This is a genomic window from Paenibacillus sp. FSL H8-0048 (genome assembly GCF_038002825.1).
Lineage (GTDB): Bacteria > Bacillota > Bacilli > Paenibacillales > Paenibacillaceae > Paenibacillus_AQ.
The window spans coordinates 304,897-328,078 of record NZ_JBBODF010000001.1; the positions used below are offsets into that span (position 1 = coordinate 304,897).

The window sequence follows — 23,182 nt, forward strand, 5'->3', positions numbered from 1 at the left end:
TGAACTCACACAATAACAAGTACCCGCATGCAGAAGGTGCATATAGAAGGAGAGAGCTTAATGAGTACATCCGTAATTGAATCCAAGGGGTATATATCCGGCGTCACCGCGCCTTTTATCGAGGAAATGTCCGAAATTACCCATCATATGTGGTCGCTGGGCTGGGATGAGTTGAACGGGGGCAACGTCAGTTACCTCCTGGATGAAGAAGAGGTATCCAAGTATATCAATATCCGCGAGCCGCTGCGCACGATCAGCCTTACCTTCCCTGTAACGGAGCTGGCGGGCAAATACTTCATCGTTACCGGATCGGGCAAGTATTTCCGTAATGTGATCAAGGACCCGGAGGCCAATCTGGGTGTGCTGCGTGTCAGCAGCAGCGGCGAGAGTGTAGAGGTGCTATGGGGACTGCGTAACGGCGCTGTTCCGACCAGTGAGCTGGCTTCCCACTTCATGAGCCATATCGAACGGCTGAAGGTAGATCCGGCGCACCGGATTGTGCTGCATACCCATGCAACGAATGTGATTGCTATGACCTTCACCCATGAGCTGGATGAGCTGAAATTCACCAAGACGCTGTGGGAGATGTGCACAGAATGTCTGGTGGTCTTCCCGGATGGTGTCAGCGTTATTCCCTGGATGGTGCCGGGGAGCAGCGAGATCGGCCGGGCTACCGCCGACCGGATGAAGGAGTACCGCGTAGTCATCTGGCCGCAGCATGGGATCTTTGTTACCGGGGCGACGATGGATGCCACCTTCGGACTGGTTGAAACGATTGAGAAGGCCGCGATTGTCTATAACCTGATCGGCGGACGAGAGATCCGGCAGAAGATTACCGATCAGCAGCTGGCAGATCTGGCCGCTGCCTTCCGCGTGACTCCGAGACCCGGCATTCTGGACTTATAAGGTTACTCCTAATCTCTCATACTGGCAGTCATTTGCATTTGCTGCCGGGAACCGTCATACTATGCTTACTTAAAGTAATCATCAAGTAATCAATCGTATGAAGGGGAGGCTAATGGATTATGAATGCTGCTGCATTGTTTGAACCTTTTGAATACGGAGGCTTGTCCCTCAGTAACCGTGTGGTAATGGCGCCGATGACCCGGGTACATTCTCCCGGAGGCGTACCAGGTCCTGAGGTGGCGGCCTATTACCGCCGCCGTGCGGAAGGCGGGGTGGGCCTGATCATTACCGAAGGCACAGCCATCGATCATCCGGCGGCAGTCAGCCATCAGGATATCCCGAACTTCCATGGAGAAGCGGCTCTGGAGGGCTGGGCGCAAGTCGTGCGTGAGGTGCATGCCGCCGGGGGCAAGATTATGCCTCAGCTCTGGCATGTCGGCATGGCCCGTAAGATCGGTGAACTGCCTAACGCTTCGGCGCTGCCGATTGGTCCGTCCGGGCTGAATCTGGCTGGTGAGCAGGTTACGGAGCCGATGACTAAGAGCGAGATTCAAGCTATCGTCAGTGCCTTTGCTAAGGCAGCGAAGGCGGCCAAGGCCATCGGATTTGATGGCATTGAGCTGCACGGAGCCCACGGCTATCTGATCGACCAGTTCTTCTGGGAGAAGACCAACCGCCGGACCGATGAATACGGCGGCGATCTGGAGGCACGCACCACCTTCGCGGTGGAAGTGATCGATGCCTGCCGCCGGGCAGTAGGACCGGATTTCCCGATCGTCCTTCGCTTCTCGCAGTGGAAGGGCGGGGCCTACGATGCCAAGCTGGCAGAGTCTCCCGAAGACCTGGCCCGCTTCCTGACCCCGCTCAGCAATGCGGGCGTGGATATCTTCCACTGCTCAACCCGGCGGTTCTGGGAGCCGGAATTCGCAGGCTCGGAGCTTAATCTGGCAGGCTGGACCAAGAAGATTACAGGCAAACCGGCGATCACCGTGGGTTCTGTCGGCCTGGACAGCGCTTTTCCAAGCCCGGTCACGGAGAAGAATCAAGGGGACAACATCGACCGCGTGCTGGAGCGGCTGGAGAAGGAAGAATTCGATCTGGTGGCGGTCGGCAGAGCCCTGATCAGTGATCCGGCTTGGCCTGCCAAGGTACAGGCGGGCAAGATCAATGAGATTAATCATTTTACCTCCGATGCCACGAAGACTTTGTATTAATAGATTACTATAATAGATAGCGCCCTGTGTCTATGGCATAGGGCGTTTCTTTTTGCCCGGCCACCCCATCCCAACCCCTTATCCCGGCCCCAGACGGAACTTCCTCTCGCATACTGATTTCGCGCGATCTCCTCTGGATTTGTGAGTCGCTACCACCTCTCCGTCATACAGAATCGTGCAGCTTATCCAAGTGGCATCGGCATCCTTTTCTGCTTGTACTTTAGTTGAGGTTAGTGGTATGAACGTGTCTTTGGGGACAGCAAATTCCTCTCTGTAAGGGAGTTCGATAGCATCGGAATATACACTCTGCGGATGTTCGCGGGCATTGACTTCCACCTCCAGGTTGAGTGCTGAATCACCATCACTTTCAATTAGCACCTCTACGAGTATCCCGTCCGCTTCCGGTTCAACCGTTGCTGTTGACTCCGCAGCCTTCTTTCCAGGGTTTGCATCTTCAGTTGTTCCACAGGCTGACAGCAGGATCAGTACTCCTGCCAGTATAGCCAGCAGCCAAGGATTTTTAAGAATGCCCAGTGCTTGTTGTCCTCTATTCATGCCGATTCTCCTCTCTATGCTGAAGATAATATCCGATCATCTCATCTACAAAAGCCATTACTGCGCTATCCATGCCCATCACGACAGGAGCTGCACCCTCAGCGGGCCGGATCAGTTCCCAATATTTATCAAGCAACTTCTCATCACCCACAAAAAGGTCCAGCCCCTTGTCATACAAACGACCAGCCAGCGCTTGAGCTTCTGAAGAGTAAGGAGACGATGGCATTATTGATACGGCTTGCTCTAAAAGGTGTACAAGCTCCTCCGCTTTATTGCTGCCCAGGACAGGGAGACGCTTAAGCTGCTCAACCTCCTCAGCAGTTAGTGCCGGCTCCTCCGTGAATTCGGCGGGAATGATTCCATCGCTTAGAGAACGGTCATTCATGGCCGCAAGGACCTGCATTAAATCCTGCAGATGCTCTGTACCTTTGAGCCGGACGGTATGAAGGGTGGACCTGAGATAATACTGCTTACGGCTTAACTCTTCTTTTTTTCGTTCGATCAGCTCGATCTGCTCATGCAAGGATGCTATCCAATTGTCGGATTCCTCTGCAGGGTTCTGATTCTGTAACAGCTCTTTTATTTGCTCTAAAGTGTAGCCGATAGATTTCAACAACAGAATTTTTTGAAGCCGGATTAGAGCTTGGTTATCGTAGTAGCGGTAACCGTTCTCTAAGACCCTTGCGGGCAGCAGCAATCCTATATGCTCATAGTGGTACAGTGTTCTTTTGCTGATATTCGCGGTCTTCGCTAAATCTCCAATACGGATCATAGTTACGGCCCCCTCCTGATTAACACTATAAACTATAACGTATACGTTACTGTAAAGCCCCTAGATGCTGAAGGAACAGAATGGATTATCTTGGGAGCGGTATGATATAATTTGACATTAGAAAAGCACGGAAAATATGGGGACATCAGCAGAGGATGTGACGTTAGCATGGCGAAGGGGAGCAAGGATTACGGGCAGTATTTCGATTTCACAGATGCCAAGATCATCAGCGAGACTGAAGGCAAGACCACCTACCGGATCAAAGGCAGAAACGTGCAGATCAACAGCCAGCCCGATTACAAGGAGGGCAAGCGGCGGGGCAAGGAAGAGATTGAGGTGCTGTATCATTTCGACATTCCGCCGGAGATGGCAGAGTTCGGTGCAGGCAAAAGCTATCATATTACCACCTACGGCTGCCAGATGAATGAGCATGACACGGAGACGATGAAGGGAATGCTGGAGCAGCTCGGTTACCGGGCGGCTGAAGACCGGAGCGAAGCTGATATTATTTTACTTAATACATGTGCGATCCGCGAGAATGCGGAGGATAAGGTATTCGGAGAGCTGGGCCATCTCAAAACACTGAAGCTGGAGAAGCCCGGCCTGCTCCTGGGGATCTGCGGATGTATGTCCCAGGAGGAGGGCGTGGTCAACCGGATTATGAGCCGGTACGGCTTCGTGGATCTGATCTTCGGCACACATAATATCCACCGCCTGCCGGAGCTGATCAAGGAAGCGGTATTCAGCCGCGAACTGGTCATTGAGGTCTGGTCCAAGGAAGGCGATATCATTGAGAATCTGCCCAAGAAGCGGGAGGGGCTGCGCGCCTGGGTGAACATTATGTACGGCTGCGACAAGTTCTGTACCTACTGCATTGTGCCGTTCACCCGGGGCAAGGAGCGGAGCAGACGCCCTGAGGATGTGATTGCCGAGGTGCGTGAGCTGGCCCGCCAGGGGTTCAAGGAAGTAACGCTGCTGGGGCAGAATGTGAACGCGTACGGCAAGGATTTTACCGACATCGATTATACCTTCGGCGACCTGATGGACGACATGCGGGGGATCGATATTCCGCGTATCCGGTTCATGACCTCGCATCCGCGTGATTTTGACGATAAGTTAATTCATGTACTGGGCAAAGGCGGCAATCTGGTGGAGCATATCCATCTGCCGGTGCAGTCGGGAAGCACAGCCGTGCTGAAGCGCATGAGCCGCAAATATACCCGTGAAGCCTATCTGGAGCTGGTCCGTAACATTAAGGCAGGCGTCCCGGATGCGGTGCTGACTACCGATATTATCGTCGGCTTCCCCGGTGAGACGGAGGAGCAGTTCGAGGAGACACTGTCCCTGGTGCGCGAAGTAGGGTATGATATGGCGTATACCTTCATTTATTCTCCGCGAGAAGGGACTCCGGCAGCAGGGATGGACGATAATGTTCCGCCAGAGGTCAAGAGCGCTCGTCTCCAGCGTCTGAATGATCTGATCAAGGAGCAGAGCCGTCTGGGAAATGAGCGGATGCTGGGAAGGCGGGTAGAGGTATTAGTGGAAGGCGAGAGCAAGAATAATGCCCGGATGCTGGCGGGACGTACCCGAGACAGTAAGCTGGTGCATTTTGAAGGCCCGCCCTCTCTGATCGGCACGCTGGTGCAGGTGAGCATTACCGGCGCGAAGACTTGGTACATCCAGGGGGGCTATCAGGCGGAAGCCGCAGCGGTCCTCTAAATTATAGAGAAATGGGGCGAGAAGAATGAGCCAGGAAGAAGCACGACGGAATGAATATGGCATGCAGACCCACAATACCCGCGATTTAATTGTCCGGGAGGATATTATGGGCAAGGCGAAGGACTTGGCGGCACTCATCTCCACCAGTGAGGAGGTCCGTCATTTTCAGCAGGCCGAGCAGAAGATTCTGAATCACGAGCGTGTGCAGGGACTCATTGCTACGATTAAGAAGAAGCAGAAGGAGATCGTGGCATTCGAGAGCTTCAAGAATCAGGCCATGGTCGAGAAGATTGAACGTGAGATCGAAGAGCTGCAGGATGAGATCGACAGTATCCCGGTTGTGAACGAGTTCCAGCAGAGCCAGAGCGATATCAATTATCTGCTGCAGATGGTGATTTCAGTGATCAGGGATACCGTTTCGGATAAAATCAATGTGGAAGCAGGCACCGAGGCGCCGCCCTCCACCTGCGGAGATTAATGCAGAACACCCCGGGGGCGGATGTGAATCCGTCCCTTTTTACATAAGCCGGCAAGCCGGCTCCGGTTGATTTTGGGCGGACAGGTTTGGTACATTAAAAGATACGAACAACAAACAATAGCACGGCAAAGGATGATCTATAGTGACTGAGAACGCGGAACAAGCCTATAACGCCAAGAAGTACCGCACTCCGGATGGCGTTCCGGCGGATATTGTCATGTTTACACTAACCAAGCGCGAGCGGAAGACTGTCACGAAGACGCTGCCGCTGCGCGAGCTGAAGGTGATGCTGGTCCGGCGCAAAAAATGGCCGTGTGCGGGCATGTGGGCTCTGCCGGGCGGCTTTTGCCAGGAGGATGAATCGATCTACGATGCCGCTACGCGCGAGCTGAAGGAAGAAACGGGCGTGGACGGCGGACATTTGGAATATCTCGGCGTCTACAGCCAGCCGGGCCGTGATCCGCGCGGCTGGATTATCAGCCATGCCTTCTTTGCACTGGTGGAGGAGTGGATGCTGGAGCAGCGGCAGGCCTCCGATGATGCAGGCGAGGTTGGGCTGTTCACCCTGCAGGAAGCGCTGGAGGAGCTGGAACTGGCTTTTGACCACCATGATATTATTACCGATGCCTACCTGCGGATTCAGCAGCAGATGCTGCAGACGACGATTGCCCGGCAGTTCCTGCCGCGCCATTTCACGCTGAGCGAGCTGTACCAGGTGATCCAGACGGTAGTGCCTGAATTCAAAGAACCGAATTTTATCCGCAAAATCACGTCAACACGCAGCCGTCAGGGTATATTAAAAGAAGTGAGCGATGAAGCGGGCAATCCGCTCAGCTCCAATCAATACTCCCAGCGCCCGGCACAGCTCTATATGTTCACGGACCATGAGCCGTTATTATCGATTTATACGTAAGCTGCCGGGAAATGCAGGCCCATTAACCTTTTAGGAGGCTGTATACCATGAGAGCACTGATTGTAATTGATTTCACGAATGATTTCATTGACGGGAACCTGCCTGTCGGCCAGCCCGGCATCGATATTGCGAAGAGAGTCAGTGAATTGACGGAGCAATTCGTACGCAGCGGGGACTATGTGGTAATGGCTGTAGATTTGCATGAAGCGGATGACCCGTACCACCCGGAGACCAAGCTGTTTCCGCCGCATAATCTGCGGGGAAGCCAGGGGCGTGAGCTGTACGGCAGCCTGAAGGCTGTCTACGAAGAGAACCGGGAAGCCATCTACTGGATGGACAAAACGCGTTACAGCGCCTTCTGCGGCACGGATCTTGCGCTGAAGCTGCGTGAGCGGGGCATTACCGAGGTGCATCTGATCGGAGTCTGCACGGATATCTGTGTGCTGCATACGGCCGTAGATGCCTACAACCACGGCTTCGGGATTACAGTGCATGAGGATGCCGTCGCCAGCTTCAATCCCGACGGTCATGTATGGGCGCTCGGACACTTCCGCGGCAGTCTTGGCGCAAAAGTCGTCACGGCGTTAGGAGAGCAGTAACACATCAGCAGAGGCAGCATCCAACTACAGGCAGTGTAATGATTAGGAGATGAGGACTTGAGGAGAGAACTTGCTCTACATACAGACAAATACCAGATTAATATGATGTATGCCCACTGGGTGAACGGTACGCATAAGCGCCGGGCAGTATTCGAAGCCTACTTCCGCAAGCTGCCCTTCGGCAACGGGTTCGCCGTGTTCGCCGGACTGGAGCGGATTGCCCAGTACATCGCGGAGCTGCGGTTCACTGAAGAGGATATCCGCTACCTGTCGGAGCAGGAGGAGAATTATGCGCCGGCCTTCCTGGAGGAGCTGCTGCAGTTCCATTTCCAGGGCAGTCTCCATTCCATGAAGGAAGGGGCACTTGTGTTCCCGGATGAGCCGCTGATCCGGGTCGAAGGCACAATTATGGAGGCGCAGCTGGTTGAGACTGCGATCCTCAACTTCATGAACTATCAGACGCTGATTGCTACCAAGGCGTCGCGGATCAAGCAGGTGGCCCCTAACGACACGCTGCTGGAGTTCGGAACGCGCCGCGCGCAGGAAGCAGATGCCGCAGTCTGGGGCGCCCGCGCCGCTTATGTCGGCGGCTTCCATGCGACCTCTAACATGCTGGCCGGCAAGAAGTTCGGCATCCCTACGAAGGGCACCCATGCCCATTCCTGGGTGCAGAGCTTCCCGAGCGAGCAGGAGGCGTTCGACGCTTATGCGAGAGTGATGCCGGACGGCGTGACACTCTTGGTAGATACGTTCGATACCCTGCGCAGCGGTGTGCCGAACGCGATCAACACCGCCAAGAAGCTGGAAGCCCAAGGTAAGCGGATGAACGGTATCCGGCTGGATAGCGGTGACCTTGCTTATCTGTCCCGCAAGGCCCGTGAAATGCTGGATGAAGCCGGACTGCAGTATGTGAAGATTGTGGCCTCCAATGATCTGGATGAGAATACTATCATGAACTTGAAGTCGCAAGGGGCGGCAATTGACACATGGGGAGTCGGAACTCAGCTCATTACCGCTTCGGATCAGCCTTCACTCGGCGGCGTCTACAAGCTGGTTGAGATTGAAGCGCCAAGCGGTGAGATGATTCCTACAATCAAGATCTCTTCTAACCCCGAGAAGGTCTCTACGCCCGGCAAAAAGGAAGTCTACCGCATTATCGGGCAGAACGGCAAGGCGCTGGCTGATTATATCAGCTTCGCGGATGAGCCTGCGCCCCGCAGCGGTGTCCGGCTGAAGCTGTTCAACCCGCTGCATCCTTATATGAAGAAGCATGTGGAGCGTTACGACACAGTGCGGATGCTGGAGCCGGTTGTGGTGAACGGGTTCCAGGTCTATACCCTGCCGGATTTGGCGGAGATCCGCCGTTACCATCAGGAGCAGCTCGACCTCTTCTGGCCGGAGTACCTGCGTAAGCTGAACCCGGAGGTCTTCCGCGTGAATCTCAGCGAGCAGCTATGGAACCGCAAGCAGCAGCTGATTGCAGAGCATATGATCACCGATGTGGAGTAGAACCTGGTCCGCATTTCATTAGAACAAGAATATAGTCAGCCCTCTCAGGCCTGCCGTATGAATTCCGCGGTTTGAGAGGGCTTTTTGTGTGAGCGGCCAACCATCTGCTTATTGACAGCAAGTCTATGAAATCATATATTGAATATGTTACAAATGACAGAATTGGAAGAAAGAGATCGATTTTTGCGGCAAAAGTGTAAGCGCTCTAAAATCAGCCATCCAGCTCATTATAACTGCTGCGTTCTTTATTGTAGCCGCCACTCTCGATGTAGGAGGTGAGCTTAACCTGCCATTGCCCATCTATGAGACAAGCAATTCTATAACATTATCAATCCAATAACTGTTGAGGAGTGAATGATTCATGAACAAGCCAACCAAGCGCAAGCTGCACTGGGCAAGTCTGCTGCTTCTTTGTTTAGCCATCTTCATCCTGCCTGCGGGGTCCGCCTTCGCCGCTGTCAACAAGCCGTTCCCGCAGCACACGACCTACACCAGCGGAACTATCAAGCCGAATCATGTAAGCCAGACTGCACTGGATAATGCGGTGAAGACTAAATGGGATGCCTGGAAGGGGACATACCTCAAGCCGGCAGGCACCGGGAAATACTATGTGAAGTATAATTCGAATGGCGAGACCGTATCTGAAGCGCAGGGCTACGGAATGCTGTTCACCGTCCTGATGGCCGGCTATGACGGCAATGCGCAGACCTATTACAATGGACTCTATAATTATTACACCGAGCATCCCAGCTCTATTAATCCTTACCTGATGTCCTGGAAGCAGAACAGCAGCTTTCAGAATGTCGAAGGCCAGAACTCGGCCACAGACGGCGACTTGGATATCGCTTACTCTCTGCTGCTCGCTCATAAGCAATGGGGAAGCAGCGGAACGGTTAACTACTTGCAGGCTGCGACCAATATTATCAACGCCATTATGAATAATGACATCAATCAGTCCCAATGGACAATCCGTCTCGGAGACTGGGCGAACAGCGGCTCTTATAACACAGCCACCCGCCCTTCGGATTTCATGGTGAATCATTTCAAAGCCTTCCAGGCCGCTACGGGGGATGCCCGCTGGCAGAACGTAACGAACAAGACTTATACCTTAATCAACAGCCTGTATAGCGGCTATAGCTCCACAACCGGTCTGCTTCCTGACTTCGTAGTCTATTCTAACAATACGTATCAGCCTGCTGCTGCGAACTTCCTGGAATCTCAGCGTGACGGGGATTACAACTATAATTCGTGCCGGGTTCCATGGCGGATCACCACCGATTATCTGCTTACCGGCGACAATCGCGCCTTATCCCAGCTGACTCAGCTCAACTCCTGGATTAAGACCAAGACAGGAGGCACGCCAGGCAATATCAAGGATGGCTACAAGCTGGACGGAACCACCTTCGGAAGCTACAACAGCGGAGCCTTCTACGGCCCCTTCGGAGTGGGCGCAATGACCTCATCCTCGAACCAGAGCTGGCTGAACTCCCTCTGGAGCCATACGGCTAACAGCGCACCGGAGAATTATTATGAAGACAGCCTCAAGCTGTTCTCGATGATTGTCATGTCAGGCAACTGGTGGGCTTACTAAGCAGGAATAGTAATGAAGATGGAACTCCTTCCTTGAATGGATAGGAGTTTCTTTCTTTTGGTACCAGGCACCTGTGATATATATCATTATTTCTGTGATATTTTTAACATCTTAATTTTTAATTTTATTGCTAAATTAAGGATGACATCTCATCCACAGTTTGCTTAGGAAAGTGCGGAATTACACAGAAACTTCACATTTTGTCATTTTCATGGAAGCTTTCCTTCTATTGAAATAACACCGCACTGTCGCGTATAAAGAAACCTGCATAAATCTATAAAGAATTGTGATTTCCTGAGCGTGGAAAATGCAAGATATGTCACTTCGCGGCTTACAAAATCAAGTTACAATCGTTGAAAAAGTCAAAAGGATGTACTAAGAAAGGGGTTATGTCGGTGGTACAATTGCCAATAGTAAATGAACTGGGATTCTTTGAGATTCGTCTGGAATCCATTGGAGGCCTGGGCGCGAACCTGGCAGGTAAAATGCTGGCGGAAGCAGGAGTGGTCGGCGCAGGGCTGAACGGCGTCAGCTTCTCATCGTACGGTTCGGAGAAGAAGGGGTCTGCGGTTAAGGCTCACATCCGTTTCTGTGATATGGATACCCATATCCGCGATACTTCGCCGGTCGAGCGTCCGCATGTTGTCGGCGTATTTCACGAAGCACTTGCCAAGACCGTTAATGTAACCAGCGGAATTCATGAACACAGCACCGTTCTCGTGAACTCGGCCAAGACGCCGGAAGAACTCAGAGAGCTGCTGAAGATGAAGGCCGGCACGATTGCAGTGATTGATGCTACCAGCATCGCGCTCAAGGAGAAGAACCGCGTCAATATGGCCATGCTGGGGGCGCTTTTCCGGCTCTGCCCGTTCCTTGACACTGAAATTATGAAGGGCGTCATTGAAAAGTCCCTCGGCAAAAAATATCCGCAGGCTGTCCAGTCCGCTATTACAACCTTCGAGCGCGGCTACAATGAAGTGAAGTTCATGCAGTTCGAGCTGGCTGCCGGAGACAGCATGCCGGAATATGTACGTTCCGATATCTCGGCTCTCGGTTATGAGACGCAGCCGATGGGCGGAACGATTACGAATCCTGGCGGCAGCTTCCTGAAGAATCTAAGCATCTCCCGTTCCGGTATGCTTCCGGTCTATGAAATGGAGTCCTGCATTAACTGCGCACAGTGTGACACGGTATGTCCTGACCAGTGCTTCGTGTGGGAAGAGCGTCTGGACCGCAAGGGCCGTTCGCAGATGTTCCTGCTCGGTATTGACTACCAGTACTGTAAAGGCTGCCTGAAATGTATCGGTGCCTGTCCGACCTCAGCATTATCCAGCATGAGAGAGAAGGAAGGCTTCGCAGACAGTCATACCGTAAAGCATCAGTTCGATCTGGTAACTCCAGTCTAAAACCCGGAAGAAAGGTGGAATACATTGTGGCTATTGATTATGAAAAAGAACTAGGCTCCGCCAAGGTGGAGCAGAAATTCCTATACGAGTCCGGCAATGAAATGGCGGCCTATGCCGCGCATCAGATTAACTATCATGTCATGGGTTATTTCCCGATCTCCCCATCGACTGAGGTGGCCCAGTTCCTCGATACGATGAAGGCCAGCGGCCAGCACGATATCATGCTGGTACCGTCCGACGGCGAGCACAGCTCCGCCGGGATCTGCTATGGCGCTTCTACAGCGGGCGGCCGTGTGTTCAATGCAACGAGCGCTCAAGGCTACATGTTCATGCTGGAGCAATTGCCTGTACAAGCAGGTACGCGGATGCCGATGGTCATGAACCTGGTCTGCCGTTCGATCTCGGGACCGCTGAATATTCACGGAGACCATTCGGATCTGTACTTTGCCCTGAACACCGGCTGGCCGATCCTGATGTGCCGTGATCCGCAGTCGGTCTATGATATGAACCTGATGGCCCTGAAGCTGGCGGAGCACGCCAAGGTCCGGCTGCCGGTGATGGTGGCCTCTGACGGCTACTTCACTTCGCACCAGAAGCGCCGGGTACAGGCTTTTGCCCACCGTGAGGATGTTCACAAGTTCGTTGGCGAACAGCCGCCTGCAGGCTTCACTGATACCCTGGACCGTAATAACCCGGTCACTGTGGGACCTTACATGAATGAACCGGATTACATTAACAACCGTTATCAGCAATCCGTTGCGATGTACAATGCCGGTGAAGTGTTCGAAGAGATCGCGCAGGAGTTCGCAGAGCTGACCGGACGCCATTATGAGATGATCGAGCAGTACCGGATGGAGGATGCCGATGTCGCAGTCTTCCTGATGAACTCCGCTTCGGAGATCATTAAGGATGTAGTCGATCAGCTTCGCGAGCAGGGAGTCAAGGCGGGAGCGATCTCCCCGAACATGATCCGCCCGTTCCCGCAGAAGCAGATTGCCGAAGCGCTGAAGAATGTCAAAGCCATTACTGTAGGTGACCGTGCAGATTCGGTTGGCGGACACGGCGGTAACATGGTGAACGAGATTAAGGCAGCACTGTTCACTTACGGTAATACCACGACTAAGGTTATCAGCCGGATCTACGGACTGGGCGGTAAAGACTTCTACGCCGAAGACGGACACCACTTCTTCCAGCTGGCTATGGATGCTGTTGTTGCAGACCGTGTCGAGATTCCGTTCGATTACTACGGCCACAATCCGGGAGCGCCGGAGAATGCGCCGAAGCGCCTCTTGAAGCCGATGGACTTCGATAAGCTGAAGACCGGCCTGATCACGGTAACCCAGAACGAAGAGACCGGCAAGCTGAGTGTCAGAGTTCCGCCGGTGCGTTCGCTGATGAAGAAGCCAAGACGCCTGTCTCCAGGGCACGGAGCATGTCCGGGCTGCGGGATTTTCTCCGGGCTGGAGCTGTTCTTCAAGGGGATCGAAGGCGATATCGTAGCGCTCTACCACACCGGCTGTGCGATGGTAACGACTACAGGTTATCCGTATTCCTCCCATAAATCGACGTTCATCCACAATCTGTTCCAGAATGGTGCGGCTACACTGTCCGGTGTGGTTGAGATGTTCTGGGAACGCAAACGCCGGGGTGAGCTTGACGGGCTGGGGCTGAAGGAAGACTTCACGTTCGTGATGGTTACCGGCGACGGCGGAATGGACATCGGAATGGGACCTGCAATCGGTGCAGCGCTGCGCGGCCATAAGATGATTATCGTAGAATATGATAACGAAGGATACATGAACACAGGTGCACAGCAGTCCTATTCGACACCGCTCGGACACCGGACTTCCACCTCAAGCATCGGCAAAACCCAGCAGGGCAAGGTAACCCAGCACAAGGATACAGCACAGATTATGGCGGCTACCAACATTCCTTATGTCTTCACCGGCTGTGAAGCTTATCCGCAGGATATGCTGAAGAAGGCAGCAAAAGCCCAGTGGTATGCGCAAAATGAAGGCCTGGTCTACGGCAAGATTCTCATTGCCTGTCCGCTGAACTGGATGAGTGAAGACAAGGACGGCACGGATATCGTGTCCCTGGCTGTCGAATCCTGCTTCTTCCCGCTCTATGAAGTTGAGCAGGGAATTACAAGTATCACTTACAACCCGGAAGATAAGGACAAACGGATAGAAGTATCCGCCTGGCTGAAGACGATGGGCAAGACCCGCCATCTGCTGAAGCCGGAGAATGAACCGGCTCTGCGCAGCTTCGAGGGTGAAGTTCAGCGCCGCTGGAGCCGCCTCAAAGCGAAGCATGAGCATCCAGACTTGTAAGGTGTAGGATCTTATTGGAAGCTTGGTATTCATAAGCATAAGAAACAGCTAAAGCTAGTACCCGCCCGGCAGAGTCACTCTGCCGGGCTATTTTGTAACCACAAATAGCCCGAAAAAACTATTTATTATAATACTTTTATAAAGTAATATAGTAACGAGGCGACTGATAGTTAAAAAGTGGTTTTGAGGTCAAGCCACCACCGCTGCAGGTGGAGGAATTCAGCGATCATTAGAAGGTTAGGCGGGGGTAGCATGGCAACGGTATTCTTAATTATTATTTATTTGGCGTTCATCAGCCTGGGACTGCCGGATTCGATGCTTGGCTCAGCCTGGCCGATTATCCGGCTGGATTTCGGGGCTCCGGTCGAGCTGGCCGGACTGCTGTCAATGATAGTGGTCGCCGGGACGATTATCTCAAGCTTGGCCAGCAGTGTGGTACTGAAGCGGCTCGGAACGGGAATGGTTACTTTTATCAGCGTGGCGGTAACGGCTCTTGCCCTGCTCGGCTTCTCTTATTCCTCCTCTGTCCTGTGGGTGGCTCTGCTGGCCTTGCCGCTGGGTCTTGGGGCCGGTTCGATCGACACAGGGTTGAATAATTATGTGGCAACTCATTACAAAGCGCATCATATGAGCTGGCTGCATTGTTTCTGGGGGATAGGGGCTATGCTGGGGCCGATCCTGATGTCGCGGTATATTGCGAATGGTGAGTCATGGAGAACAGGATTTTTCGCGGTCAGCATGATTCAGTTTGCACTAGTCGTGGTACTGTTCTTCAGTCTGCCGCTGTGGACAAGGGTAAGCAAACAGGGCGGACAGCAGCCTGTAGAGATGTCTGAGAAGGCAGATTCCCGGCCGGCGGCCGTTCCCGCTGAGGGTAAGGTGCTGCGGATCAAAGGCGTGAAGCTGGCGATGCTTACCTTCCTGTTCTATTGCGGAGTGGAAGCTACGGTAGGGCTGTGGGGCAGCAGTTATCTGGTGAACGTCAAGGAGGTATCCCCGGCAACGGCGGCCGGATGGGTCTCGCTCTATTATGGCGGAATCACGGCCGGGCGGCTGATTACCGGCTTCATTACCTTCCGGTTCAGCAACCGTACGCTGATTCGCGGCGGACTGGCGGTTTCACTCGCGGGTGCGCTGCTGCTGGCCTTGCCGCTTCCGGCGGTGTATTCACTGGTCGCTTTTATTCTGATTGGCCTTGGCTCGGCACCGATCTTCCCCTGCATGCTGCATGAGACGCCCGCCCGGTTCGGAGCAGAGCATTCGCAGAAGATTATGGGGTATCAGATGGCCTTGGCTTACACCGGCGGTGCGTTTCTGCCTCCACTGCTAGGCTGGGCGGCGGCGCGGAGCACCTTCATGATTCTCCCGCCGGCAATGATCGGGTATATCCTAGTGATGATAGTAAGCTCTGAAATCATTAACCGGAATATGAGCAAACGACAAGGAGAGGTGAGCCTGTAATGAGATTCATAGACTGGCAGGATGGAGCATGGAGCAATAAACCGGTGTCAAGCAGAACCGTGGACGGTCAATTGGTGACCCTTTCAGCGGAGGGCAGCGACTACTGGGAAAAAACGATGTACGGCTTCCAGCATGATAGCGGTCATGCGCTGCTTGCCCCCTGGGATAAGGCAGAGGCGATAGAGATCAGCTTTGTTCTGGACGGGTTCACGGAGCTGTATGACCAGGCAGGCATTATGCTATGGCACAGCAGTGAGCAATGGATCAAAGCCGGTATTGAGCTGAATGATGGTGTTCCCCATATAGGTGCAGTTGTGACGGACGGTTACTCTGACTGGTCATTGTCCCCTATTCCTGAATGGAAGGGCGAGGTGATTACCCTGCGGGCTTCGCGGATGAAGGATGCGGTAATCCTCAGAGCGCGAACTGAGAATCATCCATGGCGGACCATCCGAGTTGCCCGGTTCCCGTATGAGACTGGCAGCCAAGCGGGACCATTCCTGTGTGCTCCGACGCGGGCTGGCTTTGAGGTCACCTTCACTCGCTGGGCGGCAACAGCACCCGATGCAGACGTTCATACAGACCCGCCAATCGTATAGGCTTTCCCGGCAAAAGCAAAACCGCCGCTGCGCGTATCTTCAAGCGCAGACGGCGGTTTTGCTTTTTGCAATATACTATCCTACTTACGGGAGAGGCAGACTATCTTCTTCTGCTGCGCACCATTGCGGTAGGCCCGCACATTTCATCCCGGACGGAATAAGTGTAGATATGGTGAGGGACCGGAACACAGTGGTGGCGTCTGACGACCTCGACATGGTGGACCACCTGGACCACCTGGGGATGATAGTAATCTTCATATACAACCTGTGTGGGATCTGTAACCGTTTCAGTAGGACATTTCGGACAATTTCTCATTACACTCAGCTCCTTCGCAGTGGACTTATGCCAGTATACGCGTTATGCAGGAGCCTGCTTGTTCATTTGTCTATTTTCCGGCAAAATAGGTGTCCGTCCATGCTGCAGCTCACGAACGCTTGTAGATCTCGCGCATGACGTGGCGCAGCTCGGGCAGGATCAGCCGTTCCATGGCCAGCTTGATCGCACCGGTGGAGCCGGGCATGGAGAAGACAGCGGTGCTGCCGATCGTGCCGGCAATGGCCCGGCTGAGCATAGCGGCTGAGCCGATATCTTCGGTGAAGCTCAGCAGCCGGAAAATCTCCCCGAAGCCCGGCAGCGACTTGTCCAGCAGAGAGGCTACGGCCTCATAGGTGGTGTCACGGGGGGAAATACCGGTCCCTCCTGTCAGAAGCACAGCTTCGATGCCGGAATGGACGGAGCTTTTGTAGACCAGCTCCCGGATATCCTCATAATCATCCTTGACGATGGTGCGTCCGGTCACGGTATAGCCGGCGCCTTCCAGCAGACTCTGGATCAGAGGCCCTCCGGTGTCCGTATCGATGGTCCGGGTATCTGAGACCGTTATGATGTAGCAAGCGACTGAATCCGGGGCTTCGCTCCGGTGTTCTTCGACGGATGATATACGAACCAGCTCCTTTTAATATCTGCTGTGCAGCTTATATTTCTCATGATAGGGGATGGAAGCAGTAATAACAAGCTCCGGGGGAAGCTGCTGTAGGCCTACATAGGCAGTACTGCCTTGCACAGAGGCGGTCATTGTAGTACACTCGCTACCATAACCGTTTGAGGCAGGGAGAGAGCAAACTTGGAACAGTCACTACCAGTATATATTTTGTCGGGATTTCTCGGCAGCGGCAAGACCACATTACTACAGCGTCTTTTGGATCATTGGAATCTTCAGGGCCTGCGGCCGGCTGTAATTATGAATGAGCTGGGTGAGGTGAACCTGGACGGCTTGCTGGTGGAGCAGTCTGTGCCGATGGCAGAGATGCTGGGCGGCTGCATTTGCTGCACGAGCAGGGGCGATTTGAGCACCGAGCTGACCACGCTGGTCAAGAAAGAATCCCCGGATGTAGTTATCATCGAGGCAACGGGCGCAGCCAACCCGCTGGAGATTGTGGATGCGGTAACGGAGACCTCTCTATATCAGCAGGTAGAGCTGAAGGGGCTGATTACCGTCGTCGATGCCGCCCATCTGCTGGAGCTCTACCGCTCCCAGCAAGGGGCTACGTACCGCCTGATGCAGGAGCAGATCCGTTGTGCATCCGTCCTGATCCTGAACAAGACGGACCGTATTCAAGCCGCAGAGATTGCAGAAATCTCAGAGGTATTACGCAAGTGGAACGCCTACGCGGAGATTCTGCCTGCGGTACGCTGTGAACTGGAGCCGGAAGTGCTGCTGGGCAGTGTGGGAGCCGTCCATACGGAAGACCGGTCTGCGGGCGGAGAGCAGGTGGAGAGCGGACCTGAGGGGGCGATGCATGCTTCCCATGATCATGTGATGGCTTACACCCATTATTTCCAGAATCCCGTGAACAGTGAGGAATTTGAACGGTTTGTGAAGGAGCTGCCGCGCGATATATACCGGGCCAAGGGGATCGTAACTTTTACCGATACCTCCAGCCGGTTTCTGTTTCAGTATGCCTACAGGGAAGCGGATTTCATGAGAATTACGCCCCAGGGAGAGGTGCCGGATGTTGCGGTATTCATCGGTGAGCATTTCTCCTCCGGAGAGCTGCGCAGGGAGCTTCTGCGCCTGGAGGGACGACTGCTGACCAGACCCGCAGCGGTCAAACGAAGCCTATAGTTAACCATCTGCCGTTCCTTATGAATGGTTCGTTCTTATTCTTGCAGGTTAATACATAGGCATACCCTATACTAATTGCAGGAGGTTGTAAGGCTATGACCCGAATTCAATATCAGGAATGCATTAATGCTTTGATTGAATGTATGGATGCCTGTAACTATAGCTATGTCTCAAGCCTCAAGGAATATGATCTGGCCGATCTGCGGGAGAGCATCCAGCTGGACCGTGAATGCGCAGACATCTGCTCCTTCGCTATTCAAGCGATGACCCGCCGAAGCCCGTTCGTGGCCGAAATCCTCAAATTATGTGCTGACATCTGTGACCGCTGCGCCGACACAAGCAGCCGTCATAAGCATAACCATTGCCAGGATTGCATCGATACCTGCCGCAATGCAGCCATGGCCTGCAGAAGGGTCAGTGAAGCTGTTGAAGTCTACGCCTGACATCACCCTTAAGGACTAACATATACTGCATTGAATACTTAACAGGAACCAGGGCGGCTGCAGACTTTATTCTGCACAGTTCTGGTTTTTTCGATGTGAAATGGATGGAACCGGGAAATTAAAAAGGAGAATAAAGGCATTCCGGCGAATGTTACATAAGAGAATAATCAGGCTGCCGTCCGGTGCGGCCCATAGGCATGCACGAATGGAAGGAGGCCTGGAAGCCACGAATGCATCACCTCTAATTACAATTACTGAAGGCAGCAAGCGGTATGGAGGCCGCCCGGTACTGACCGGAATATCGATGACGGTTCTTCCTGGCACGGCCTCGGCTCTGATTGGCCGCAACGGGTCCGGCAAGAGTACACTGTTGTCCATCCTCGCGGGACTGCTCAAGCTGTCCTCCGGCGCTCTTATCTGCGACCGCCAGGTGATAACCACAGGTTATGCACCTGAAGCCTTTCCCGGCTTGAAGCTCACCGCCGAAGACTATCTGCGCTGCATGGGCCGGATTGCCGGGCTCCCTGAAGCGGCTTCGGCATCCCGGATCAACGAACTGCTGCAGCTGTTCAGTCTCGAATCCTCACGCAGCCGCAAGCTGGCAGGCTTCTCCAAGGGGATGCTGCAGAAAGTCAACCTGATCCAGAGCCTGCTCCTCCGGCCGCAGCTGCTCCTGCTTGATGAGCCAATGTCGGGACTGGATCTGCCGGCACAAGATACGCTTATCGATATCCTGCTGGAGCTGAAGGCGGAGGGCACGGCGCTCGTCTTGTCCGTTCATGAACCGCAGATCATCGAAGCTGTCGCGGATACAGTATATGTATTACATCAAGGGCAGAACATTCGGACGATTCATGGAGCGGAGAAGCTGAAGAGTGCTCCAGTAGTGAATATCGTCTATACGGCACTCCCGGGACAAGCCCAGCAGGCTCTGGAGGCCTTGCCTGGAGTCATTCACATGTTGCCGGAGCGGGACTTCGCCGGTACAGCTTGTACAGAGTTGACTGTAGATCAGCAAATGTCAGATACCTGCCTGAAGCAGATTCTTGCGGCGGGCGGTTCCATAGTTTCGGTGAAGCCTCTCGGGGGAGTAAGCGACCTCGCCGAGTGGATGGACCCCAAGAATCAGAGCGGGAGTGAACGCGCGTGAAGGGGCTAATTGGTTATTTTTTGCACAGTTATACAGTTTCCCAGCGGTTCTTCGGACCCGTGGCCGGCATTATGATTACGGTATTAATTCTGTATTCTTACAAGCCTAACCCGGTCATGAGCAGCTATTCGGCAACGGCAGTCTTTCTATTCGTAGCCTGTGCGTGGCTTGGCTTAAGCTTCCTTAACCATGAGCAGGCAGTGCAGAAGCAGGTGGTTATTGTTCAGCTCCGCAGTGCCCGCCGCTACAGTATCGGAAGCCTGCTGACCCTTATTCTGCTTACGCTTCTGCTGGATGTAATCATTGTAATCTATCCTGTATTGGCCGGAAGCTTCCAAGAGCCAGCTGGACTTCAGCGGATATTGCTTAGCTTGGCCGGACATGCTCTAATGGGGTTATTAGGGATCACGCTCTCCTTGTACCTGCAATCCTCGTGGGTACCGCGGGCTGGTTATGCGGCCGGAATGATGCTGATTCTCCTCATTCTATCGATTAGTGCCGGTAAAGTGGCTGAAGTGGTGCCTGGGCCCGTTGTATCCATTCTCCTGCCGCCGGTATATCCGGTTATGGATCGAATGATGAATGCAGAGACTCTGCCGGTTTCCTCCGTGCTCGGAGCCTATGCCCACGCGTTGGCGTACATAATATTGCTTGCCGGATTCTACATTTACCGTTCCGGCCGCATGGACTATAGCAAAACAATATAAATTCAAATATGATCAGATTAAGGACGGGAGGAACGATGAAGGATACACAAATACCGGAGAGTGAACAATCCAAAGAGCTATTTGCCTATTTCGGGCTGGCTGTGTACTATTGCCAGGCACTGGAGCAGCAATTAACAAATCTGCTGCTGCTGACGAAGCTGTCGCAGGGCAAGACGCCAACCGATGCCGAAATCGCAGAGTTGTATCAACGCAAGCTAAGCAATTCACTCGGCCAACTCATCAAAGAAATCCAGCACCACTTCCCCTTCTCTGAGGAAGAGACGAGTCAATTGCAGGCCGTATGGAAGGAACGCAATCATATTGTCCATGATTACTTCAAGGAACGAATTCAAGAGACCTTCACCCCAGCAGGCCGGGCCCATATGATCCGTGAACTGAAGCGCTTCAAGAACAAGGCAAGCCGGCTGGAGATTAAGCTGCAGGGTTATTGCACAGAGATGTACAGCAAGCTGGGCCTTGAGGAAGAGCATATCCAATGAGGCATCTAATGAAATATATCTACACTTACTAGAGGACTCCCCCTATCGCAGCAAGACTGCGTCAGAGGGAGTTTTCTTTGGATACATAAGCTGAGCGTAAGTAGTGTCTGGAAGGATAAGGAAAGCTGAATGAAATGGGTTAGGAGGGGGGAGTGGACCGAATGTATATGTAAACCGGAATACGATTAGTTGGCGGGGTGTAGTCGAAAAACCGATTACATTTGACGTGGTGGAGGCGCGCGAGCGGAATGTAATCGAAAAACCGATTACATTTGACGTGATGGAGGCGTGTGGATGAAATGTAGTCGAAAAACCGAATACATTGGGGCAGGTAGGTGTACGTGTGCCGAATGTATGCGGAAAACTGAACACGATTGGTTGGCGGGGTGTACGTGGTGGGATTTGCAGACGGAGAGACGAGAGGGGGAGAAGTACCCCTGAATTCAGAGGACACAAGCCAAACGCCTGAATGAGGAGCATTAGTGCCCCTGAATTCAGCGGATACAAGCCAAACGCTCGAGTGAAGAGCATTAGTGCACCTGAATTCAGCGGATGCGAGCCAAACGCCCGAATGAGGAGCACTAGTGCCCCTGAATTCGCCGATTGCCCAGAAGTGGGCGGATGACCAATATGGAGGGAGTCCGCACAAACTGTGCGGACGCACCGCATAAGTCCCGACATCCTCCACCCGCTGGGGGATCAGGTGATTGAATTAATTAGTTTGTACAGGCGCAGCAGACAGCGCCTCCTCCAACTCCTGCAGTCCGCAGGAGTGCACGACATCCGGCGCGAAGCGGATCGCGGTGGCCCCGGTCGAATGTTGCAGCGAAGTCAAGGCCCCCGCGAGTGCGGGGAGCATGGAGTGTTCAAGTGTCTCCCCGTCCTCCCACCACCAGCGGACGATGGTCAGGACGCCGGTCTTCTTGTTCATCACCGGCTCCAGCCGGCCGATGAAGCGGTCGCCGTAGAGGAGGGGGAGGACATAGTAGCCGTATTCCCGTTCAAGCACTGGCTTATAGACCTCCCAGCGGTATTGGAAGCCGAACAGCTGGAGGATCAGCTCTCTGTCCCACAGCAGATTGTCCAGCGGGGCCAGTGCCGCCGCGAAGGAGGCAGCTTGTTCAGCATAACGGGCCCCGCTCTCATTACCAGCCCGAGGCCCTGCTGCGGACTCATCTGCAGCTGCCGTAGTATCATCTACAAGCAATACGGCTTCAAGCTCAGGGACGTCTGCTGTGCGGATGTATAGCGGAAGCTTCAGTCCATCCACCTGTACCTCGCGGAGCAGGTCCTTCTCCAGCAGCCGCTGTACGGACGCTGTCCGCTCCTTGCTCTTCAGACCTGCGATGCCAAGCCAGCCGTCCCCGGACCGGTTCCATTGCAGGCCGATGCTGCCGATCCGGCGCAGCACATACCAGTCATGATGCTGCTCCAGCGTCTCGTTAGGATCGCTTGCGCTTAGGAGTTCAGGAGGCAGCAGCTTGGCCGTATAGTCATAATAACGGCGGGTGTGCACCCGGTGATGGATGGATAGCTCGCCCCAAAAGTACATGCTCTCCATGGCAGCCCGGGAGAGTCTTGCCGGAGCCCAGGACCAGTCGATCTTCTCCGTACTCTCCAGGTCCAGTGAAGAGAGCGGTCCGCGTGCATCCAGCCCCGCACGGACATGGGTAATCATGGCCGCCATGGCCTCGTTATGCTGATGCCTGGCGGCAGCTTCCCGGCGCCGCTGGAAATACGGCCAATCCTCTGTGCAGTAGATCGACATGTTCTTATCCCAGCCGTCAATCAGCGTTCTGTCCTTATATAGCAGCTCATTGGCCATCTCGGGCACGAAGCCGGGGATTCTTGCCTGAAGCACCAGCTCGTGATTATGTCCGGCTATGCTGAGCGGATCATACTGGATACAGCCTACATGCCGGACGAAGTCATAGATACTCTGCTTACCGCCGGGCAATCCGCCCGGGACGAGCCGCTGATGGCGCAGCAGGAACAGGCGGGCTTGCCGCTTGCTAAGACTGTAGGTTATCATCATCTTCACTCCATCCATAATATGTATTGTTTCATTATACAGAACAAACGTTCTGATATCAAGTGAAAGAACACCCCCTGATGCTTTGCTGCGTCAGAGGGTGTTCTTATTGCAATGTATGTCCGGAATAAGCGGTTGCCGCCAGTGGCCTTAAATTACTGTACTAGAG

General features: G+C 53.7%; 22 protein-coding genes. 17 read left to right on the forward strand and 5 right to left on the reverse strand.

Annotated features, from left to right (window positions below):
- The first annotated feature begins 60 nt into the window (after positions 1–60).
- Entirely contained in the window at positions 61–906 is an 846-nt protein-coding gene (rhaD, locus tag NSU18_RS01440; RefSeq protein ID WP_341022499.1) for a rhamnulose-1-phosphate aldolase, read from the forward strand.
- A 119-nt stretch (positions 907–1,025) separates the two neighbouring features.
- Positions 1,026–2,120, forward strand: coding sequence for an NADH:flavin oxidoreductase (locus NSU18_RS01445; protein WP_341147998.1), 1,095 nt, complete (start codon positions 1,026–1,028; stop codon positions 2,118–2,120).
- Between the two features lie 78 nt (positions 2,121–2,198).
- Here NSU18_RS01445 and NSU18_RS01450 read toward each other — a convergent pair whose 3' ends face one another.
- Together NSU18_RS01450 and NSU18_RS01455 are read right to left on the reverse strand one after the other, a co-directional pair.
- A complete protein-coding gene (locus NSU18_RS01450) occupies positions 2,199–2,675 on the reverse strand; it encodes a hypothetical protein (protein ID WP_341147999.1) in 477 nt (158 codons plus the stop codon).
- Positions 2,668–3,447, reverse strand: a complete 780-nt coding sequence (locus tag NSU18_RS01455; protein ID WP_341148000.1) for a MerR family transcriptional regulator — start codon at positions 3,445–3,447, stop codon at positions 2,668–2,670. Before NSU18_RS01455 ends, NSU18_RS01450 begins: the two co-directional genes overlap by 8 nt.
- A gap of 168 nt (positions 3,448–3,615) precedes the next feature.
- Here NSU18_RS01455 and miaB point away from each other — a divergent pair, with 168 nt between their 5' ends.
- The 10 genes from miaB to NSU18_RS01505 all read left to right on the forward strand — a co-directional run bounded on the left by miaB (position 3,616) and on the right by NSU18_RS01505 (position 16,055).
- Positions 3,616–5,166 (forward strand): tRNA (N6-isopentenyl adenosine(37)-C2)-methylthiotransferase MiaB, encoded by a 1,551-nt coding sequence (miaB, locus tag NSU18_RS01460; RefSeq protein ID WP_341148001.1) that lies wholly within the window; start codon positions 3,616–3,618, stop codon positions 5,164–5,166.
- Between the two features lie 25 nt (positions 5,167–5,191).
- Positions 5,192–5,644, forward strand: a complete 453-nt coding sequence (locus NSU18_RS01465) for a RicAFT regulatory complex protein RicA family protein (RefSeq protein ID WP_341148002.1) — start codon at positions 5,192–5,194, stop codon at positions 5,642–5,644.
- A 142-nt stretch (positions 5,645–5,786) separates the two neighbouring features.
- Positions 5,787–6,557, forward strand: coding sequence for an NUDIX domain-containing protein (locus NSU18_RS01470; RefSeq protein WP_445321783.1), 771 nt, complete (start codon positions 5,787–5,789; stop codon positions 6,555–6,557).
- 47 nt (positions 6,558–6,604) lie between these two features.
- Positions 6,605–7,156 (forward strand): cysteine hydrolase family protein, encoded by a 552-nt coding sequence (locus tag NSU18_RS01475; RefSeq protein WP_341148003.1) that lies wholly within the window; start codon positions 6,605–6,607, stop codon positions 7,154–7,156.
- Between the two features lie 57 nt (positions 7,157–7,213).
- Positions 7,214–8,665 carry a nicotinate phosphoribosyltransferase gene (locus tag NSU18_RS01480; protein WP_341148004.1) on the forward strand — a complete coding sequence of 484 codons (1,452 nt, stop codon included), beginning with the start codon at positions 7,214–7,216 and terminating at the stop codon, positions 8,663–8,665.
- A gap of 361 nt (positions 8,666–9,026) precedes the next feature.
- The gene (locus NSU18_RS01485; protein WP_341148005.1) at positions 9,027–10,256 is read left to right on the forward strand and encodes a glycosyl hydrolase family 8; all 1,230 of its coding nucleotides are present in this window, start codon (positions 9,027–9,029) and stop codon (positions 10,254–10,256) included.
- 395 nt (positions 10,257–10,651) lie between these two features.
- Positions 10,652–11,662 carry a 2-oxoacid:acceptor oxidoreductase family protein gene (locus NSU18_RS01490; RefSeq protein WP_341023361.1) on the forward strand — a complete coding sequence of 337 codons (1,011 nt, stop codon included), beginning with the start codon at positions 10,652–10,654 and terminating at the stop codon, positions 11,660–11,662.
- Positions 11,663–11,688: 26 nt separating this feature from the next.
- The gene (locus NSU18_RS01495) at positions 11,689–13,995 is read left to right on the forward strand and encodes a thiamine pyrophosphate-dependent enzyme (RefSeq protein WP_341022484.1); all 2,307 of its coding nucleotides are present in this window, start codon (positions 11,689–11,691) and stop codon (positions 13,993–13,995) included.
- 252 nt (positions 13,996–14,247) lie between these two features.
- On the forward strand, positions 14,248–15,456 hold the full coding sequence (locus NSU18_RS01500) for an MFS transporter (RefSeq protein WP_341148006.1): 1,209 nt from the start codon (positions 14,248–14,250) through the stop codon (positions 15,454–15,456).
- Positions 15,456–16,055, forward strand: a complete 600-nt coding sequence (locus NSU18_RS01505) for a DUF1349 domain-containing protein (RefSeq protein WP_341022480.1) — start codon at positions 15,456–15,458, stop codon at positions 16,053–16,055. Before NSU18_RS01500 ends, NSU18_RS01505 begins: the two co-directional genes overlap by 1 nt.
- 100 nt (positions 16,056–16,155) lie before the next feature.
- Here the strand turns inward: NSU18_RS01505 and NSU18_RS01510 are convergent, their stop codons facing one another.
- Positions 16,156–16,371 carry a hypothetical protein gene (locus NSU18_RS01510; RefSeq protein ID WP_341022478.1) on the reverse strand — a complete coding sequence of 72 codons (216 nt, stop codon included), beginning with the start codon at positions 16,369–16,371 and terminating at the stop codon, positions 16,156–16,158.
- A 109-nt stretch (positions 16,372–16,480) separates the two neighbouring features.
- Positions 16,481–16,996 (reverse strand): MogA/MoaB family molybdenum cofactor biosynthesis protein, encoded by a 516-nt coding sequence (locus tag NSU18_RS01515; protein WP_341023359.1) that lies wholly within the window; start codon positions 16,994–16,996, stop codon positions 16,481–16,483.
- Positions 16,997–17,179: 183 nt separating this feature from the next.
- Between NSU18_RS01515 and NSU18_RS01520 the strand changes: the two genes are divergently transcribed.
- From NSU18_RS01520 to NSU18_RS01540, 5 genes are all read left to right on the forward strand, one after another.
- Positions 17,180–18,181 (forward strand): CobW family GTP-binding protein, encoded by a 1,002-nt coding sequence (locus NSU18_RS01520; RefSeq protein WP_341148007.1) that lies wholly within the window; start codon positions 17,180–17,182, stop codon positions 18,179–18,181.
- Positions 18,182–18,276: 95 nt separating this feature from the next.
- Positions 18,277–18,624: a four-helix bundle copper-binding protein gene (locus NSU18_RS01525; protein ID WP_341022476.1), complete on the forward strand. Its 348-nt coding sequence runs from the start codon at positions 18,277–18,279 to the stop codon at positions 18,622–18,624.
- A 148-nt stretch (positions 18,625–18,772) separates the two neighbouring features.
- Positions 18,773–19,774: an ABC transporter ATP-binding protein gene (locus NSU18_RS01530; RefSeq protein WP_341148008.1), complete on the forward strand. Its 1,002-nt coding sequence runs from the start codon at positions 18,773–18,775 to the stop codon at positions 19,772–19,774.
- Positions 19,771–20,481, forward strand: coding sequence for a hypothetical protein (locus tag NSU18_RS01535; RefSeq protein WP_341148009.1), 711 nt, complete (start codon positions 19,771–19,773; stop codon positions 20,479–20,481). The genes NSU18_RS01530 and NSU18_RS01535 overlap by 4 nt, the downstream gene beginning before the upstream one ends.
- A gap of 35 nt (positions 20,482–20,516) precedes the next feature.
- Positions 20,517–20,981, forward strand: a complete 465-nt coding sequence (locus NSU18_RS01540) for a hypothetical protein (protein WP_036724577.1) — start codon at positions 20,517–20,519, stop codon at positions 20,979–20,981.
- A gap of 712 nt (positions 20,982–21,693) precedes the next feature.
- Here the strand turns inward: NSU18_RS01540 and NSU18_RS01545 are convergent.
- Positions 21,694–23,016, reverse strand: coding sequence for a DNA glycosylase AlkZ-like family protein (locus NSU18_RS01545; protein WP_341150965.1), 1,323 nt, complete (start codon positions 23,014–23,016; stop codon positions 21,694–21,696).
- Positions 23,017–23,182 lie beyond the last annotated feature (166 nt).

Coding starts and splice junctions, on each gene's coding strand:
- rhaD (WP_341022499.1), top strand. CDS start 61: ATGAGTACATCCGTAATTGAATCCAAGGGGTATATATCCGGCGTCACC.
- NSU18_RS01445 (WP_341147998.1), top strand. CDS start 1,026: ATGAATGCTGCTGCATTGTTTGAACCTTTTGAATACGGAGGCTTGTCC.
- NSU18_RS01450 (WP_341147999.1), bottom strand. CDS start 2,675: ATGAATAGAGGACAACAAGCACTGGGCATTCTTAAAAATCCTTGGCTG.
- NSU18_RS01455 (WP_341148000.1), bottom strand. CDS start 3,447: ATGATCCGTATTGGAGATTTAGCGAAGACCGCGAATATCAGCAAAAGA.
- miaB (WP_341148001.1), top strand. CDS start 3,616: ATGGCGAAGGGGAGCAAGGATTACGGGCAGTATTTCGATTTCACAGAT.
- NSU18_RS01465 (WP_341148002.1), top strand. CDS start 5,192: ATGAGCCAGGAAGAAGCACGACGGAATGAATATGGCATGCAGACCCAC.
- NSU18_RS01475 (WP_341148003.1), top strand. CDS start 6,605: ATGAGAGCACTGATTGTAATTGATTTCACGAATGATTTCATTGACGGG.
- NSU18_RS01485 (WP_341148005.1), top strand. CDS start 9,027: ATGAACAAGCCAACCAAGCGCAAGCTGCACTGGGCAAGTCTGCTGCTT.
- NSU18_RS01500 (WP_341148006.1), top strand. CDS start 14,248: ATGGCAACGGTATTCTTAATTATTATTTATTTGGCGTTCATCAGCCTG.
- NSU18_RS01505 (WP_341022480.1), top strand. CDS start 15,456: ATGAGATTCATAGACTGGCAGGATGGAGCATGGAGCAATAAACCGGTG.
- NSU18_RS01510 (WP_341022478.1), bottom strand. CDS start 16,371: ATGAGAAATTGTCCGAAATGTCCTACTGAAACGGTTACAGATCCCACA.
- NSU18_RS01525 (WP_341022476.1), top strand. CDS start 18,277: ATGACCCGAATTCAATATCAGGAATGCATTAATGCTTTGATTGAATGT.
- NSU18_RS01530 (WP_341148008.1), top strand. CDS start 18,773: ATGTTACATAAGAGAATAATCAGGCTGCCGTCCGGTGCGGCCCATAGG.
- NSU18_RS01540 (WP_036724577.1), top strand. CDS start 20,517: ATGAAGGATACACAAATACCGGAGAGTGAACAATCCAAAGAGCTATTT.
- NSU18_RS01545 (WP_341150965.1), bottom strand. CDS start 23,016: ATGATGATAACCTACAGTCTTAGCAAGCGGCAAGCCCGCCTGTTCCTG.